Source organism: Mesorhizobium sp. B2-3-4 (assembly GCF_006442315.1).
Classification (GTDB): domain Bacteria; phylum Pseudomonadota; class Alphaproteobacteria; order Rhizobiales; family Rhizobiaceae; genus Mesorhizobium.
Map to the genome: position 1 here is coordinate 25,443 of NZ_VFVY01000027.1, position 15,030 is coordinate 40,472.

The 15,030-nt window shown below is 65.0% G+C and carries 15 protein-coding genes and 1 tRNA gene; 10 read left to right on the top strand and 6 right to left on the bottom strand.

Annotation, left to right across the window (positions count from 1 at the left end; all coding sequences use genetic code 11):
- Positions 1–182: 182 nt before the first annotated feature.
- Genes FJ967_RS29960 through FJ967_RS29980 form a run of 5 tightly spaced genes read left to right on the top strand, consistent with a single transcriptional unit; the run spans position 183 to position 3,652 of the window.
- Positions 183–695, top strand: a complete 513-nt coding sequence (locus FJ967_RS29960; RefSeq protein WP_140735924.1) for a tail fiber protein — start codon at positions 183–185, stop codon at positions 693–695.
- A gap of 12 nt (positions 696–707) precedes the next feature.
- Positions 708–1,211: a tail fiber protein gene (locus FJ967_RS29965; RefSeq protein ID WP_140735925.1), complete on the top strand. Its 504-nt coding sequence runs from the start codon at positions 708–710 to the stop codon at positions 1,209–1,211.
- A 12-nt stretch (positions 1,212–1,223) separates the two neighbouring features.
- Positions 1,224–1,751 carry a tail fiber protein gene (locus FJ967_RS29970; RefSeq protein ID WP_140735926.1) on the top strand — a complete coding sequence of 176 codons (528 nt, stop codon included), beginning with the start codon at positions 1,224–1,226 and terminating at the stop codon, positions 1,749–1,751.
- A 29-nt stretch (positions 1,752–1,780) separates the two neighbouring features.
- The gene (locus FJ967_RS29975; RefSeq protein WP_140735927.1) at positions 1,781–3,070 is read left to right on the top strand and encodes a hypothetical protein; all 1,290 of its coding nucleotides are present in this window, start codon (positions 1,781–1,783) and stop codon (positions 3,068–3,070) included.
- A 33-nt stretch (positions 3,071–3,103) separates the two neighbouring features.
- The gene (locus FJ967_RS29980; protein WP_246675439.1) at positions 3,104–3,652 is read left to right on the top strand and encodes a GNAT family N-acetyltransferase; all 549 of its coding nucleotides are present in this window, start codon (positions 3,104–3,106) and stop codon (positions 3,650–3,652) included.
- Between the two features lie 71 nt (positions 3,653–3,723).
- Here FJ967_RS29980 and FJ967_RS29985 read toward each other — a convergent pair whose 3' ends face one another.
- Positions 3,724–3,996 carry a hypothetical protein gene (locus FJ967_RS29985; protein ID WP_246675440.1) on the bottom strand — a complete coding sequence of 91 codons (273 nt, stop codon included), beginning with the start codon at positions 3,994–3,996 and terminating at the stop codon, positions 3,724–3,726.
- A gap of 332 nt (positions 3,997–4,328) precedes the next feature.
- Between FJ967_RS29985 and FJ967_RS29990 the strand changes: the two genes are divergently transcribed.
- Positions 4,329–5,123 (top strand): SapC family protein, encoded by a 795-nt coding sequence (locus FJ967_RS29990; protein ID WP_140735928.1) that lies wholly within the window; start codon positions 4,329–4,331, stop codon positions 5,121–5,123.
- Positions 5,124–5,160: 37 nt separating this feature from the next.
- Here the strand turns inward: FJ967_RS29990 and FJ967_RS29995 are convergent, their stop codons facing one another.
- Positions 5,161–5,724 (bottom strand): type 1 glutamine amidotransferase domain-containing protein, encoded by a 564-nt coding sequence (locus FJ967_RS29995; RefSeq protein WP_140735929.1) that lies wholly within the window; start codon positions 5,722–5,724, stop codon positions 5,161–5,163.
- A 190-nt stretch (positions 5,725–5,914) separates the two neighbouring features.
- A tRNA-Gly gene (locus tag FJ967_RS30000) sits at positions 5,915–5,989 on the bottom strand.
- A gap of 309 nt (positions 5,990–6,298) precedes the next feature.
- Between FJ967_RS30000 and FJ967_RS30005 the strand changes: the two genes are divergently transcribed.
- The 4 genes from FJ967_RS30005 to FJ967_RS30020 all read left to right on the top strand — a co-directional run bounded on the left by FJ967_RS30005 (position 6,299) and on the right by FJ967_RS30020 (position 8,956).
- A complete protein-coding gene (locus FJ967_RS30005; RefSeq protein ID WP_140735930.1) occupies positions 6,299–6,796 on the top strand; it encodes a prolyl-tRNA synthetase associated domain-containing protein in 498 nt (165 codons plus the stop codon).
- An 83-nt stretch (positions 6,797–6,879) separates the two neighbouring features.
- Positions 6,880–7,884: a thioredoxin gene (gene trxA, locus FJ967_RS30010; protein ID WP_140735931.1), complete on the top strand. Its 1,005-nt coding sequence runs from the start codon at positions 6,880–6,882 to the stop codon at positions 7,882–7,884.
- Positions 7,885–7,996: 112 nt separating this feature from the next.
- Positions 7,997–8,668, top strand: coding sequence for an LON peptidase substrate-binding domain-containing protein (locus tag FJ967_RS30015; RefSeq protein WP_140735932.1), 672 nt, complete (start codon positions 7,997–7,999; stop codon positions 8,666–8,668).
- A 42-nt stretch (positions 8,669–8,710) separates the two neighbouring features.
- A complete protein-coding gene (locus tag FJ967_RS30020; protein ID WP_140735985.1) occupies positions 8,711–8,956 on the top strand; it encodes a Trm112 family protein in 246 nt (81 codons plus the stop codon).
- Between the two features lie 73 nt (positions 8,957–9,029).
- On the opposite strand, the gene FJ967_RS30025 is transcribed toward FJ967_RS30020, so the two are convergent.
- From FJ967_RS30025 to FJ967_RS33840, 3 genes are read right to left on the bottom strand one after another with little or no spacing between them, the layout of a single operon-like run.
- Positions 9,030–12,356, bottom strand: coding sequence for an error-prone DNA polymerase (locus FJ967_RS30025; protein WP_140735933.1), 3,327 nt, complete (start codon positions 12,354–12,356; stop codon positions 9,030–9,032).
- Complete coding sequence (locus tag FJ967_RS30030; protein ID WP_140735934.1) at positions 12,353–13,828, bottom strand: DUF6504 family protein; 1,476 nt, start codon at positions 13,826–13,828, stop codon at positions 12,353–12,355. The genes FJ967_RS30025 and FJ967_RS30030 overlap by 4 nt, the downstream gene beginning before the upstream one ends.
- The gene (locus tag FJ967_RS33840) at positions 13,770–14,822 is read right to left on the bottom strand and encodes a hypothetical protein (RefSeq protein ID WP_140735935.1); all 1,053 of its coding nucleotides are present in this window, start codon (positions 14,820–14,822) and stop codon (positions 13,770–13,772) included. The genes FJ967_RS30030 and FJ967_RS33840 overlap by 59 nt, the downstream gene beginning before the upstream one ends.
- Positions 14,823–15,030: the final 208 nt, after the last annotated feature.

Here is a 15,030-nt window from a genome sequence, read left to right on the forward strand (position 1 = left end):
CGATCACAACAGAGCAAGCTAAAAAACTGGCTTGCAAAGTAATGAAATCAGCTGTTCAATAAGGATCGGAAAAAGCGGTTCTGATTAACAGAAAATCTTAAGTACCGGTTGATGTGAGTCGCAAATCTTTCTTGCGACGGTGAATCTATTGTGCCTGAGATGGCGATCGGGAGGGGGCGGCGATGGCGGAACCATTTCTTTCTGAAATCAGGATCATGTCGTTCGTCTTTGCACCCAAGGGCTGGGCGCTGTGCAATGGCCAACTGCTTCCCATCAACCAGAACCAACCACTGTTCTCGCTGCTGGGCACCACGTTCGGCGGTGATGGCCGCGTCAACTTCGCGTTGCCCGACTATCGCGGGCGCATTCCGAATCATGTCGGTGGCGGCCACACGCTGGGCGAGCGCGGTGGCGAGCAGGCGCATACGCTATCCATAAGCGAACTGCCGCAGCATACGCATATCGCGAACGCATCCATGACGCAGGGCGATTCCACTAATCCAAACTTTGGCAATGTCGGCAACATCCTGGCGAGGGATCCTGGAAATATCTATGGCCCTGCCACCAATCTGGCGGCATTGAACGCCGGGAGCGTGTCCAACATCGGCGGCAGCCAGGCGCATCTCAACATGCAGCCCTTCCTGACGCTCAATTTCTGCATCGCCCTGCAGGGCATCTTCCCCTCGCCGACTTGAGGATTAGCGACCATGGCACAACCCTATGTTGGCGAAGTCCGTATGTTTGCGGGCAATTTCGCGCCGGCCGGCTGGATGTTTTGCGAGGGGCAGCTTTTGCCGATCTCGGAGAACGAGACGCTGTTCCAACTGATCGGCACCACCTATGGCGGCGACGGCGAAAGCACTTTCGCGCTGCCTGACCTGCGCGGCCGGATTCCTCTCCACCAGGGCAACGGCTTCATACTTGCCGAGACAGGCGGCGTCGAAGAGGTCACGCTGACAATCAACCAGATTCCGGCGCATTCCCATCCACTGTTGGGAAACAAAGGCAATGGATCCCAACCCACGGGGCAGAACAACGTTCTCGCAAGTTCGACCCTGATAAGACTTTACGCTGTTGAAACAGCTGATGCCGCGATGGCGACGTCCGCGATATCCTCGGTGGGCGGCAGCCAGCCGCATACGAACTTTCAGCCCTATCTCTGCATCAATTTCATCATCTCGCTGTTCGGCATCTTCCCGTCGCCGACTTGAAGAGGGACTGTCATGGCCGATCCGTTCGTCGCCGAAATCCGAATCTTCCCGTTCAATTTCGCCCCCAGGGGCTGGGCGTGGTGCGACGGCCAGCTTCTGCCGCTGTCGCAGAACACGGCGCTGTTCTCGCTCCTCGGCACCACCTATGGCGGCAACGGCAAGTCCAACTTCGCCCTGCCTGATCTGCAAGGGCGTTCGCCGATGCATCCGGGCCAAGGGCCGGGACTTTCCCTACACGATCTCGGCGAGACCGGTGGTACGGAAACTGTGTCGCTGCTGGAGTCCGAAATTCCGATGCACAACCACGCTATGCGAGGGACTGTTGAAGACGGGACGCAAGGCACGCTTACCCCCGGCATCACCCTGGCAACCTCTATCGGTGGCGCCGTGTTTCAAAAGACCACCAATACCAATCTGGCGGCGATGAGCCCTAGCGCTCTCGCGCCCGCCGGCGGCGATCAGCCGCACAACAATATGCAGCCCTATCTCACCTGCTATTTCTGCATCGCGCTGCAAGGCGTCTTCCCGCCGAGAGGCTGACACCGAGCAACAGGGTAGGATCGAACCAAATGGCCAAGACAACAGCACCAAAAAAGAAAGCGGCCGCCGGCAAGAAGGCCGAAGCCGCGGCAGCCCCAGGCGCCGCGCCCGCCTACCAGAGCATGCCGGCCGGCACGCCGTTCTTCGAACTGTCGCGGCTGATGATCGTCGGCATCGATTCGGCGGCCGGGCGGCTGATCCAGAAGGCTCAAGTCGCGCCCAACGGGGCGTGGCCTTCCGCATGGTCGCCAATCGCCGCCGGCGCCTGGGTGATCATGACCGCCGGCCTGACCAAGGACGGCCGCGTCGCGGTCGTCGCGCAGCCGTCGGGTACCGTCAATCTGTCCTTCATCACCGAGGATGCCAACCAGGTCGGCCCGGTCGACAAATGGAATCCGCCGGTGAACATCGGCGCGCCGCCCGGCGCCGCCAGCTACCAGAAACTGTCGATGGCCAACGATGCGGATGGCCGCATCGAGGTGTTCCTCACCGATAATCAGGGCCGCATCTGGTGGATCTACCAGAATCCCGACCAGATCGTGCAGGTGCAGAAAACCATCACCCCGCCCGGCACCACCACGCCGATCGTCGTGACCGTCGACGAGCTCAGGCCGCCCGCCCAGCCGTGGAGCGCCTGGCAGCAGATCCCCGGCGGGCTTGTCACGGTCACGGCGCTGCGCCAGGCCGATGGCCGTATCGCCCTGTTCGGCATCAATTCCGGGCTGCACCTCTACCGCTGCCAGCAGAACACGGCGCAAGCGCTGAAGGTCACCGACTGGACGGGATGGGTGCAGATCGACAATGGCGCGACGGGCGGCTTCATCGAGATGGCGCCGGTGGTCGGCCCGCTCGGCGGCACCAACCTGTTCGCCCTGACCCAGAACGGCCAGGTCGTGCACACGCTGCAGCGGCCCGCCAGCTCCGACAATTGGACGCCATGGGCGTCGCCGGGCTATTCCAGGGTGCCCAAATATACGCTCGCCGCCGGCATCCAGGGCGATGGCGACATCGTGCTGGTCACCTCCGACCAGCAGCGCGTCCATGAGTTCAACGCCCAGCTGGATGCCGCCGCGCAGATCTGGACCGGGTGGCGCGACCTCAGCGCGTCTTCCTATTCAACGCGCCTGACGCTCAACTACAATGCCGACGGGCGGCTCGCCCTGTTCAGCATGATGATCATGCCGGACGGCACCAACGGGCTGTGGACGATCAACCAGATGGCCATCGACAGCACCGAATGGGAATATCAATGGACGTCGCTGACCGACAACAACCTCAAGCAGATCGCCGTGGTGCGCGACCTGACGCCGCCGGCATGACGGCGGGCCCGGAGCATTGTGCAGACAGCTGAATTGACAGACGTCTCGGCGGTGCGTTCCACCGTGGGCTGGCGGCGCGCCGGCGCGGCCGGGCTGGTGTTTCGCGCCGCCGGTGACGCCGACATCGCCTTCCTGTCGCGGCTCTACGCCTCGACCCGCCTCGAAGAGCTCGCGGTGACGGACTGGAGCGAGGCGCAGAAGGCCGCCTTTCTCGGCATGCAGTTCCAGGCCCAGCACGCGCACTACCACAAGCATTACCCGCAAGCCGACTGGCTGGTGGTGAGCCATGCCGGACAGGATATCGGCCGGCTCTATATCGAGCGCTGGCCGAGCCAGCACCGCATCATCGACATCGCCTTGCTGCCGGCGCATCGCCGCAAGGGCCACGGCACCGCCCTGCTGCGGGATCTCATCGACGAGGCATGGTTAGCTGGCAAATATGTCTCGATCCATGTCGAGAAGAACAATCCGGCGCGGGGACTCTATCTCGAACTCGGCTTCGCGGTCGTCGAGGACAAGGGCGTCTACGACCTGATGGCCTGCGCCCCGGACGGGGGCTGGGCGGCAGCCGCGAACCCCTGAGGTCGGCTGAAGCCTTTCTCCATTCCTCAGAGTCGATGACGAAGGCCGGGATTGCGGCCACCCAAGCGGCCCTAGTTAAACACCGCCTCGTAGGTCCGGCCGTTGGCGTCGGCGGCAACCGGCACGATGAAGATATCGTGGACACCGCCGGCGCCGGCGAGGCTGTAGATCGCCTGCGGCAGCGCGATCTCACGCGGTCCCCGAAACAGCAGGGAAAACCCGCCGCCCGGGCGCGGGCTGGCGTCGATGCGGTTGACAGCGCTCAATTCGAGGGTGATGCGGCCGCCGCCGGTGTCGATGACGAATGCCTGTCCGATCGCCTGTTCGAAATCCGCCGCCATCATTCCATTTCGCCCCGGAGCCGTTTGACCGGCACTGTCGCCATTTCGCGGTGGGCTGTCCAGCGCTGTTTGTTTCGCGGGCGCGAGGCGAAAAAGTCGAAACACCTTGCCGCGAAGTGCCCGTCGGCGCGAAGTGCCCGCAAGACAATTGCCCACCGCAAATCCGCAAATACAGCAGCTCATGTCCTTTTACGGGCGGCTGCGACACTGTAGTACTTTGTCTCGGCGCGGGATTCTTTTCGGACACAGGCCCGGCGCAACAAACACAAGCTTCGGCAAGAATGCCGGACGAGGACTGGCCGGCCTGATCGGCTCGCGGCAGAAAAGGACGGACGATGGCTGAGACTGGTGTGAAAGCAGGGACGGCGCCGGCGACAGGGGACGCGATGCCGCTGTTTTATGCGCGGCCCGAGGCGCTCAACCCGGCCCGGCACGGTTCGATCGGGCTGACCGCGCGCAGCGACTTTTCCTTCGCGCGCCAGGCGCATGCCATTCCGGTGGTGGCCTCGGAAATGCCGGCGGCGATGCGCTCCTATCCGATCGTCTTCATCGGCGCGGCCAAGGCGCCCGTGATCATCACCGGCGTGCGCCAAGACGAGAACCTGTTCGTCGACGCCGACGGCAAGTGGAGCGCCCCGCACTACATACCGGCCTATGTCCGCCGCTATCCCTTCATCCTGGCCGAGGATCCGTCCTCGGCCGGCCGGCTGACGCTGTGCGTCGACAGGGCGAGCGAGCGCGTCGTCGACCAGATCGCGGCGTCGTCGCGCGACGACAAGGTGCTGCCGTTCTTCAGCGGCAACGAGCCGACCGAGGCTACCAAGCAGGCGCTCGCCTTCTGCAACCAGTTCCAGATCGATTTCCGGGCGACCCGCGAGATGGTCGACAAGATCGACGCGCATGGCCTGTTCGCCCCACGCCAGAGCAAGGTGACGCTGGAAGGCGGCGAAGTGCTCAACCTCACCGATTTCCAGGTGATCGACGAAGCCGCCTTCAACAAATTGAGCGACGCGGCCTTCCTCGACCTCAGAAAATCAGGTGCGCTCAGCCTGCTCTACTGCCATCTCGCCTCGACCAACAGCTGGACCTCGCTGGTGCACCAGGCATCGGTAAGGAAGGCGGGCGGGTGAGGGGCTGGGTGAAGGCGGCCCCTCATCGAAAGGCGGGCTATGCCGCTGCCCGCCGGTCGTGGGCGCCCTCCCTTATCTCCTCGGCGAGCTTGCCGCAGAACGCGTCGAGATCGCCCGGGTTGCGACTGGTGACGAGCCCCTGATCGGTGACGACAGCACTGTCTTCCCAAAGACCACCGGCATTGATCACGTCGGTCTTGACTGACTTGTAAGACGTGACGCGGCGCCCCTTGACGATCCCGGTCTCCACGAGAAGCCAGGGCGCGTGGCAGATCGCACCGACAACCTTGTTGGCGGACCAGAATGATTTGACGAAGTCCAACGCCTTCTGCTCGACCCGGAGCAGGTCGGGGTTGATAACGCCCCCAGGCAGAACGATGGCATCGTAGTCGTCTGCCCGCGCTTCATCCAGGGTCTTGTCGACCGGAACGCCCCGTCCCCAATCCTTGTGATCCCAGCCTCTGATCTCACCGCTTGCGAGTGACACGACGTCCACTTGCGCACCCGCCTCGCGCAATTTTTTCAATGGAACTTCCAATTCGGACTGTTCAAAACCGTTGGTGGCCAGAACGGCGACGCGCTTGCCAGAAATGTTCTGCATCATTTTCTCCATCTTTGGGTTGATGGAGGCTAACGAGGCCGGGCGGGAAGCGTTCCTGCTGTAATTATATGACTTCCGGGAAATCCTGGCCTGGCCCCGACTGTGGCGACGGCGCCAGCGTCCGCCCCAAAAATGCGAAAAAGCCGCGGCGGGCCGCGGCTTTTCGATGCTTGATTTCCCTGGAGGAAACTGGAGCGGGTGAAGCGATTCGAACGCTCGACCCCAACCTTGGCAAGGTTGTGCTCTACCCCTGAGCTACACCCGCTCACACGGCGTCTTGGCCGCAAGCCGGGCCTATATGGCTGAAGAGCGCGGCGATTGCAACAGGGAAATAACAGGCTTTTTGCAACCCGGCGCAATGTAGCCGGCAAGCCCGCGCGGACGGCCGGATTCGCGCATTCCACCCGGCGACGGCGCGGAGGGCTATCGCATTGCGGCTCGTGTGGCGGCGCGCTGTGCGCGGGAATCGCCGGCTTTGGCGGCTTCGCGCATCATGCCTGGCGCAAAAACGATTCCGAATCCGCTGCCGATGCGATAAACGGCATGGCCGCACACCAAGCCGGGAAGAAAATCAATGCCCAAGACCGAAGCCGAGCTTTTCGCCTTTCTCGCCGAACTGGGCATCGCCGTTTCGACGAAACGCCACCCGCCGCTCTACACGGTCGCCGATTCGCAGGCGCTGCGCGGCGAAATCACCGGCGGCCACACGAAAAACCTGTTCCTGAAGGACAAGAAGGACAATTTCTTCCTGGTCACCGTCGGCGAGGACGCCGTCGTCGATCTCAAGCAAATCCACCAGCTGATCGGCGCCGCCAGCCGGGTTTCCTTCGGCAAGCCGGAGATGCTGCTGGAGCTTCTGGGCGTCACGCCGGGCGCGGTCACCGTTTTCGGCGTCATCAACGACACGGCGAACAGGGTCAGGCTGGTGCTCGACAAGGATCTGATGGAGCATGCCGTGATCAACGCGCATCCGCTGACCAATGAGGCGACGACGTCGATCGCGGCGGCCGACCTGATCAGATTCGTCGAGGCAACCGGCCATGATGCTGCTATCTTGAAAGTCTCGGCCTGATCGCCACATGGATGGCGAAACCGATTTCCAAAAAGACATGCGCCGGGCCGCGGGCCGGCGGGCACGACCGAAAGGGTGACGAGATGAGCGACAACAATCCGTTTGGCGGATCATTCGGGAACAATGGCGGCCAGTACGCCACCACGGTGCAGTATGGCGGAGCGGCGCCGGCCCAGGCGAAAGCCGCGCCTGGCGAAGCGCTCGCCGGTCCCGCCGGCGACGTCATCAAGGACACCACGACCGCCGCCTTTGCCGCCGACGTCATCCAGGAATCGCGCCGCCAGCCGGTTCTGGTCGATTTCTGGGCGCCGTGGTGCGGGCCTTGCAAGCAGCTCACCCCGCAGCTGGAAAAGGCGGTCAGGGCCGCCGGCGGCAAGGTCAAGCTGGTCAAGATGAACATCGACGACCATCCCTCGATCGCCGGCCAGCTCGGCATCCAGTCGATACCGGCCGTCATCGCCTTCAAGGACGGCCAGCCGGTCGACGGCTTCATGGGCGCCATTCCCGAGAGCCAGATCAACGAATTCATCACCAAGGTCGGCGGCAAGGGCAATGGCGCTCAGGCCGTGGCCGAGGCGCTGGCGGCGGCGGCCGAGGCGCGCGACGCCGGCGACATGCAGACCGCGGCCGACATCTATGACGCGATCCTGGCGCAGGCGCCGGAAACGGTCGAGGCGATTGCCGGGCTCGGCGAACTGCTGTTCGAGGCCGGCGACGCGCAAGGCGCCGAGGCGCTGCTCGCCACCGCACCCGAAGCCAAGAAGGACGCGCCCGCGCTTGCGGCGCTGCGCGCCAAGATGGCGCTTGCCGCGCAGGCGGCCGAACTCGGCAATCCGGCCGAATTCGAGCGGCGCCTGGCCGAAAACCCGGGAGATCACCAGGCGCGCTTCGACCTCGCCATGATCCAGAACGCCAGGGGCGAGCGCATGGCCGCGGCCGACAATCTCTTGTCCATCATCAAGGCCGACCGCGCCTGGAACGAGGATGGCGCCAAGACGCAATTGCTGCAGTTCTTCGAGGCCTGGGGCATGACCGACGAGGCGACGCTGGCGGCGCGGCGGAAATTGTCGTCGCTGCTGTTTTCCTGAGCCGGCTGCCGGTAGTTTTGTCGCACGGGCTTGTGTCGTCAGGCCCGTGCGCCAGATAGGACAGGGCGACGCGGGATTTGACGCTTCCCGTGGAAGCGATCGGAGGAATGAGGTGCAAGCGGGAAACGCGCATTACCGGCTCGCCAAGGATCTGCCGTCGACGATCCCGCTCTTTCCGCTCGAGGGCGCGCTGCTCTTGCCGGGCGGCCGCATGCCGCTCAACATCTTCGAGCCGCGCTACCTGCAGATGGTGGACGAGGCGGTCGCCGGCGCGCGCCTCATCGGCATCATCCAGCCCGCTCTCGACGGCGCGTTGCGCGAGGATGGCGAGCCCGCGCTTTGCAATGTCGGCTGCCTCGGCCGCATCATCGCCTTTTCCGAAACCGGCGACGGCCGCTACCTGATTTCGCTGCAAGGCGTGTGCCGGTTCCGCGTCGCCCACGAGCTGACCGTCAAGACGCCGTTTCGCCAGGCAAAGCCGGCGCCCTTCCTCGCCGATCTCGGCGAGGACCAGGCGGCTGATGAAATCGACCGGCCGGCGCTGCTCAAGGCTTTTCGCGCCTATCTGCAGGCCAATGATCTCGAGGCCGACTGGGAAAGCGTCAGCCGGGCCGAGAACGCCATGCTGGTCAACGCGCTGTCGATGATGGCGCCGTACGGACCTGCCGAGAAGCAGGCCCTGCTCGAGGCAGCGGACCTGAAGACCAGGGCCGAAACGCTGATTGCCATCACCGAGATGACGCTGGCGCGGGAGAATGAGGATTTTGGCTCGAGCCTGCAGTAGGATGCGCCGGTGTTCGTCGGCTTGGAACCGGAAGAGGACGTGATGGCGGCGGATGGGCGTGACGGCAAGAAGACCAGTGTCGACCCGAAGCTGCTCGAACTGTTGGCCTGTCCGCTGACCAAGGGGCCGCTGGCCTGGGACCCGGAGCGCGGCGAGCTGGTCTCGCGGGTCGCCAAGCTCGCCTATCCCGTGCGCGACGGCATTCCGATCATGCTGCCCTCGGAGGCGCGGGTCATCTCGGCCGAAGATGTGCTGTCGCCGCCGCCAAGGTTAGGCGGGCCGGGCTGAGCTGCGCCATGGAGGCGGCCGAACGTTGATGCGCTGTCCCGCCAGCGTTTGATGGAAAGGGCCAGCCCCTCACCTATTGAAAATTGCGTCCCTTGGGCATGACCCTTTCCGCTTCTTCCGACAGCAGGGCGAGATCCTGTCCGGCTTTGCCTATTGCGGGTTGGCGTGAGCGATCCGAGGGTTCGATGACTGCTGGTGCGGCGGCGCTGACCTTTTCCAGCAGCACGGTCAACCAGGGCGTCAAATCCTCGATCTTCTCGGCGACGATGTGGATGACACCGGATTCCGACTGCAGTTTGCCGCTGACCTTGACGAAGCGCGCGCCCATGACGATGGGTCGGAAGCGGGCGAAAGTCCTCTCCCAGAAGATGACATTGGCGACGGCCTTGTCGTCCTCCAGCGTAAGAAAGATCGCATTGCCCTTGCCGGGGCGCTGGCGCACCAGCACCAGACCGGCAACGGAAACCCGCCTGCCGTCGCGCACGGAAGGCAGGCTGGCATTGGGGATGACGCCGGCACGGTCGAGCCGCTCGCGCAGGAAGGCGACCGGATGCGCCTTCAGCGACAGGCCGAGCGAGCGGTAGTCGTGGATGACATGTTCGCCGAGCGGCATGGTCGGCAGTTTCGTTTCCGGCTCCAGCTCGCGCAGGCGCAGCGCCGGCTGGTCGAACAAGGGCAGTTTCTCGGCAGCACTCCTGGCGTCAAGCGCGCGCACCTCCCAAAGTGCCGCGCGGCGGTCGAGGCCGATGGAGCGGAAGGCGTCGGCCTGCGCCAGCCTCTCGATTTCGTCGACGTCGAGGCCGGAACGCAGCCAGACGTCGCGGACGGTCTGATAAGCGGAACCGCGCCGCGCGACGAAAGCCGCCATACGCTCCTGCGACAGGCCCTTGATCTGCCGAAAGCCGAGCCGCACCGCATGACTGGTCTCGATGACGCCGCGCATTTCGGCATGGCGCGGCAGGATGCGGGCCGGATCGAAGGGGGCCTTTTCCAAGGTGCAGTCCCAGACGGAGAAATTGACGTCGACCGCGCGGATGTCGACACCATGGTCGCGTGCGTCGCGCACCAATTGTGCCGGCTGGTAAAAGCCCATCGGCTGCGAGTTCAGGATCGCGGCGCAGAAGACGTCGGGATAGAAGGTCTTGAACCAGCAGGAGGCATAGACGAGCAGCGCGAAGGAGGCGGCGTGGCTTTCGGGAAAACCGTATTCGCCGAAGCCCTCGATCTGCTTGAAGCAGCGCTCGGCGAATTCCTTCGTGTAGCCCCTGGCCGTCATACCGTCGATCATGCGCTGGCGATAATTGCCGATCGTGCCGGTGCGCTTGAAGGTGGCCATAGCGCGGCGCAGTTCGTCGGCCTCGCCCGGCCTGAAGCCGCCGGCGACGATGGCGATCTTCATCGCCTGCTCCTGGAACAGCGGCACGCCAAGGGTCTTGCCGAGTATCTTCTCCAGTTCCGGCTTGGGATATTCGGCTTTTTCCTTGCCCTGCCGGCGACGCAGATAGGGATGCACCATGTCGCCCTGGATCGGACCTGGTCGTACGATCGCCACCTCGATGACGAGGTCGTAGAAGCTTTTCGGCTGAAGGCGCGGCAGCATCGACATCTGGGCGCGCGATTCGATTTGGAAGACGCCGAGCGTATCGGCGCGGCAGATCATGGCGTAGACGCGGGCGTCCTCCTTGGCGATCGTGTCCAGGGTCAAGGGCCTGCCATACTCATCCCGCGCCTTCGGATAGTGCTGCGTAAGCAAGGTGAAGGCGCGCTGCAGGCAGGTCAGCATGCCGAGCGCCAGAATATCCACCTTGAGGATCTTCACCGCGTCGAGATCGTCCTTGTCCCATTCGACCATCTTGCGCGCGTCCATCGCCGTCTTGACGATGGGCACGATCTCGTCGAGCCGGTCCCTGGTGATGACGAAGCCGCCGACATGCTGGGAGAGATGGCGGGGGAAACCCATGATCTCGTTGGCGCGCTCCATCACATGCTGTGACACCGGATCGCTGCGATCGAGGCCGCCGGCCCTGGCTTCCTTCTCGCCGAGTTCCGAGGTCGACCAGCCCCAGATCGAGCCCGACAGCGACGCCCGGACATCCTCCGACAGGCCCATCGCCTTCGACACCTCGCGCAGCGCCGAGCGGCCGCGATAGCTGATGACGGCGGCGGCGAGGGCGGTGCGCTTGGAACTGTACTTCGTATAGATGTACTGCATCACCTCCTCGCGCCGTTCATGCTCGAAGTCGACGTCGATGTCAGGCGGCTCGTTGCGTTCCTCGGAGATGAAACGTTCGAAGAGCGTGTCGATCTTGTCCGGTCCCACTTCGGTGATGCCGATGCAGAAGCAGATGATCGAATTGGCGGCGGAGCCACGGCCCTGGCAGAGGATGCCCTCGCTGCGGGCGAATTTGATGATGTCGTGGACTGTCAGGAAATAGCGGGCGTAATTCAGCCGCTCGATCAAGGCGAGTTCTTCCCGAATGCGCTGCATGACACTGGCGGGGACGCCGGCGGGAAAGCGTCGGTCCGCTCCCTCCCGGGCCAGCCGTTCCAGCTCGGCCTGCGGCCCGAGGCCCGACTCCGTCGGCTCGTCGGGGTAGTTGTACTGGAGGTCGCCGAGCGAGAAGGTAAGCTCTTCCCCGAAACGCAGCGTCTCGGCCAGGGCCTGCGGATGCCTGCGGAACAGGCGCGCCATTTCCAGCGGCGGCTTCAGATGGCGTTCGGCATTGGCGGTCAACTCCAGTCCCACCTCGGCGACCGGCGTGTTGAGGCGGATCGCGGTCAGCACATCCTGCAGCGGGCGCCGCTCGGCCGTGTGGTAGAGCACGTCGTTGGTCGCCATCAGCGCAAGGCCGGTGCTCTCGGCCAGCGCCGCCGCCTGCTCGATCCGGAAACGGTCATTGCCGGCATAACAGGGCGAGACGGCAAGCCGCAGGGCGCTGCCGAAGCGGTCCTCGAGCTGGCGCAGCACGGCGAGGCTGATCCGCGCGCCGGTGGCGAGGTCGGGCAGGACCGCCAGCGACATCAGGTCTCCCCATTCGAGCAGGTCGTCGCGCCGGAGCAAGGTGGCGCCCTTTTCGGTCTCGTCGCGCAGATTGGCCTGGGTGAGCATGCGGCACAGATGCCCCCAGCCCGCGCGGTCCCTGGGATAGGCGAGAATGTCCGGCGTGCCGTCGCCAAAAACCAGCCGGCAGCCGGGGTGATAGGCGAGCTTTTCGACCTTGGCCTGCTGCCAGGCGCGCACCACGCCGGCCACCGTGTTGCGGTCGGCGAGGCCGATCGCGGAGAAGCCCATGAGCTTGGCGGCAACCACCAGCTCCTCCGGCTTGGAGGCGCCGCGCAGGAAGGAGAAATTCGACTGGATGCCGAACTCGGCATAGGGAATGACGGTCAGCGCGTTCATGCGAACACCCCGTGCATGAACCAGCGCGGCGGCACTTGCGGGTTGCCGTAAAGGCCTTGCCGGTAGAGCCAGTAGCGGCGGCCATCGACATCCTCGATGCGGAAATAATCGCGTGTCGACGCCGCCGCGTCGCCCGGCGCCTCGCGCCACCATTCGGCGGCGATGCGTTCGGGACCTTCGGCACGCGTGACCCTGTAGAGCGCGCGGCGCCAGCGAAAATGCAATGGCGGCCCCTCGGGCATCTCGGTGGCCGGCACATCGATGGGCTCGGGCGCGCGGAACAGCCGGATCGGCCGTTCCGGCGGAAAAATGGTCATCGGCGCCTGCATCCTGTCCGGTTTCTTCGGCGGCGTGGTGCGGCGCGGCGCCTCGGTGAAGGGGACGATGGCGACGGCGCGTTCGGGCAGATGGCTTGCCACGGCGACAGGCTGCAGAACCGCGCCCTCGCCGAGGCGGGCTCGGATGCGGTCGGCGAACAAGGCGATGTCGGCGCCGTCATCGGCCGCGTCGCCGGTCAGATCGGTCTGCTGCATGTCGAAAGCGGCGACGGCGAGCACCGAGAGGCGCACCAGATCGAAACCATAGCCGGCATCGATCTGCTGTTCGAGCGCGGTCAGCCGCTCATGGAACAGTTTCTTGATCAGCATGGGTTCGCGCATCGGCCGCGAGGTGCCGAGCGCGATGCGGCTGACGGCGCCGTCGACGCGAAAGAGCAGCAGCGCCAGGCTCCTTGCGCCTTCGCCGCGGCGTTCGAGGTCTGTCTTCAGGGTCGCCGCCAGCAGGCCGACCAGCCGTTCTATCTCCTCGGTCAGCGTGACGGGCTCGGCCAGATGCCGTTCGACCGAAAGCGGCGCGACCGGAAGGCGCGGCGAGACCGCTTCGTCGAGACGGCCAAGCGCCTGGTCGAGACGCAACAGCAAGGTGGCGCCGAAACGGCGGGCGAGCGGCGCGCGCGGCGCGGCCATGACGGCGCCCGCCGTGCGCAGCCCAACGCTTTCCAGGCTGGTCCGAATTTCCGGCGCTATGCGAAGGGCCGCCAGCGGCAAGGGGGCGAGCAAGGCTTCCTCATCGCCCGATACGACGATGCGGTCGCCGCAAAAGCGGGCCGCCGCCCAGGCGGCTCCCGGCGTCGCGGCAAGCCCGGCGCGGACGTCGAAACCTTGCTGGAAGAAGCGCGACAGGATTTCGTCCAGCATGGCGCGTTCGCCGCCGAACAGATGGGTGCAGCCGGTAACGTCGAGAAACAGGCCGTCAATGCCGTCCAGCGCCACCAGCGGCGTGTAGCGGTCGCACCAGTCGGCAAGGCCCTCGAGCAGGCGCCGGTCGGCCTCCGGATCGGCTTCGACGATGTCGATCGAGGGATGCATGGCGCGCGCATCGGCGATCCCCATGTCGCGTTTCAGGTGCAGCGCCTCAGCCCGCTCGTCGAGGGCCGCGATGCGCTGCGCGTTGCCCTGGCGATGGCTGATCACGAGCGGTGGGTGAGATGGCCGCGGGTGATCCGGCGGCCGGGAACGCCAGGACCGCCCCAGACGCTGCCGCAGGATCCTTTCGGCCGCCAGATAGGGAAACCACAGCGACAGAATCCTCTGCCCGCTGTTCGTGGGTCTGTCTTTCCTCGCCCCTTCTTTCGTCGAATCTGCGTTCATCGGGGTTCCACTCCAGTGTGAATTGTCCAGGCAGGGCCGTACGGCTCTTGCCGATGCTGACGGTGAAGGCGGGGCGGCCGATCGAGCCGGCGAGCGGCCCGGCGACCGTTTCACGCGACACCGCCGGCGCCGGCGCGGCGATGAGGCGGACGGGCGCCGCCGTCGGTTCGGGTTCGGCCGCCTGCCGCAACAGGAATACCGGCCGGCCGGCCGCTTGCGCGCGCGCATGCAGGCGGCGTGTCGCGGTCAGGTCCAGCCGCTGCGGATTGCCCCTGACTTCCAGGATGACGGCGGCAAGTGCCGTCATCCGGGCGGCCTCCTCGGCGATCCACAGCGCATCGACAAGCCTGGGGGCCTCGGAAAACAGCAATCGACCGGGCTCGATGCCGAAGGCGGCATGCAGCCCCCTGGCATAGGGAAAGCCGGCCTCGTGGAAAATTTCCGATGTGCCGATCCATAAGATGGGCAGCCCTTGCGCCTGCTCGAGGATCAGGCTGACGAGCGACAGGGCGAAGCCGGCGACAGCGCCCGCATCGCGGGTTTCCAGGCCATGGATCTCGCTGAGCGCGGCTTTCGGCAGGCCGCCGCCAAGCGCGGCATCGAACCGCTCGATGCCGACGGGCAGGAAGGCATCCGGCAAGGCGGCGGCAAGGCCGCGCCGGACGATCGTCAGGTCGCTGCCGGAGTCAGTGCCGGCACCCGCATCAGGGGTCGCGCCTGCCGGCGCCTGCAGGCGCTCGGGCAGCGTTCCCTCGATCTTCGCGATCTGGCGGCGCAGGGCAAAAACAGTCTCCCGCGCCACGGCTGGTATCGCCATGACGGTCAGCTTCCACTCACAATTGTTCCTGTTATGTTCCTATAGATTCCAGAGCGGTCCGGAAGAGTCAAGCAGAGTCACAAGGAATTTATTCCTTGGCTTGCCCGTGCCGCCGTCCTCCTTGGGCTTATCCCGAGGAGGACGATCTGGAATGCGTGGAGGATGAAGATCTGAGATGTATGTACGGGTTGCATTCGGGTCTTCGCCG

Coding starts and splice junctions, on each gene's coding strand:
- FJ967_RS29990 (WP_140735928.1), top strand. CDS start 4,329: ATGGCTGAGACTGGTGTGAAAGCAGGGACGGCGCCGGCGACAGGGGAC.
- FJ967_RS29960 (WP_140735924.1), top strand. CDS start 183: ATGGCGGAACCATTTCTTTCTGAAATCAGGATCATGTCGTTCGTCTTT.
- FJ967_RS30020 (WP_140735985.1), top strand. CDS start 8,711: ATGGCGGCGGATGGGCGTGACGGCAAGAAGACCAGTGTCGACCCGAAG.
- trxA (WP_140735931.1), top strand. CDS start 6,880: ATGAGCGACAACAATCCGTTTGGCGGATCATTCGGGAACAATGGCGGC.
- FJ967_RS30005 (WP_140735930.1), top strand. CDS start 6,299: ATGCCCAAGACCGAAGCCGAGCTTTTCGCCTTTCTCGCCGAACTGGGC.
- FJ967_RS30025 (WP_140735933.1), bottom strand. CDS start 12,356: ATGAACGCGCTGACCGTCATTCCCTATGCCGAGTTCGGCATCCAGTCG.
- FJ967_RS29975 (WP_140735927.1), top strand. CDS start 1,781: ATGGCCAAGACAACAGCACCAAAAAAGAAAGCGGCCGCCGGCAAGAAG.
- FJ967_RS29995 (WP_140735929.1), bottom strand. CDS start 5,724: ATGCAGAACATTTCTGGCAAGCGCGTCGCCGTTCTGGCCACCAACGGT.
- FJ967_RS29985 (WP_246675440.1), bottom strand. CDS start 3,996: ATGATGGCGGCGGATTTCGAACAGGCGATCGGACAGGCATTCGTCATC.
- FJ967_RS33840 (WP_140735935.1), bottom strand. CDS start 14,822: ATGGCGATACCAGCCGTGGCGCGGGAGACTGTTTTTGCCCTGCGCCGC.
- FJ967_RS29970 (WP_140735926.1), top strand. CDS start 1,224: ATGGCCGATCCGTTCGTCGCCGAAATCCGAATCTTCCCGTTCAATTTC.
- FJ967_RS29965 (WP_140735925.1), top strand. CDS start 708: ATGGCACAACCCTATGTTGGCGAAGTCCGTATGTTTGCGGGCAATTTC.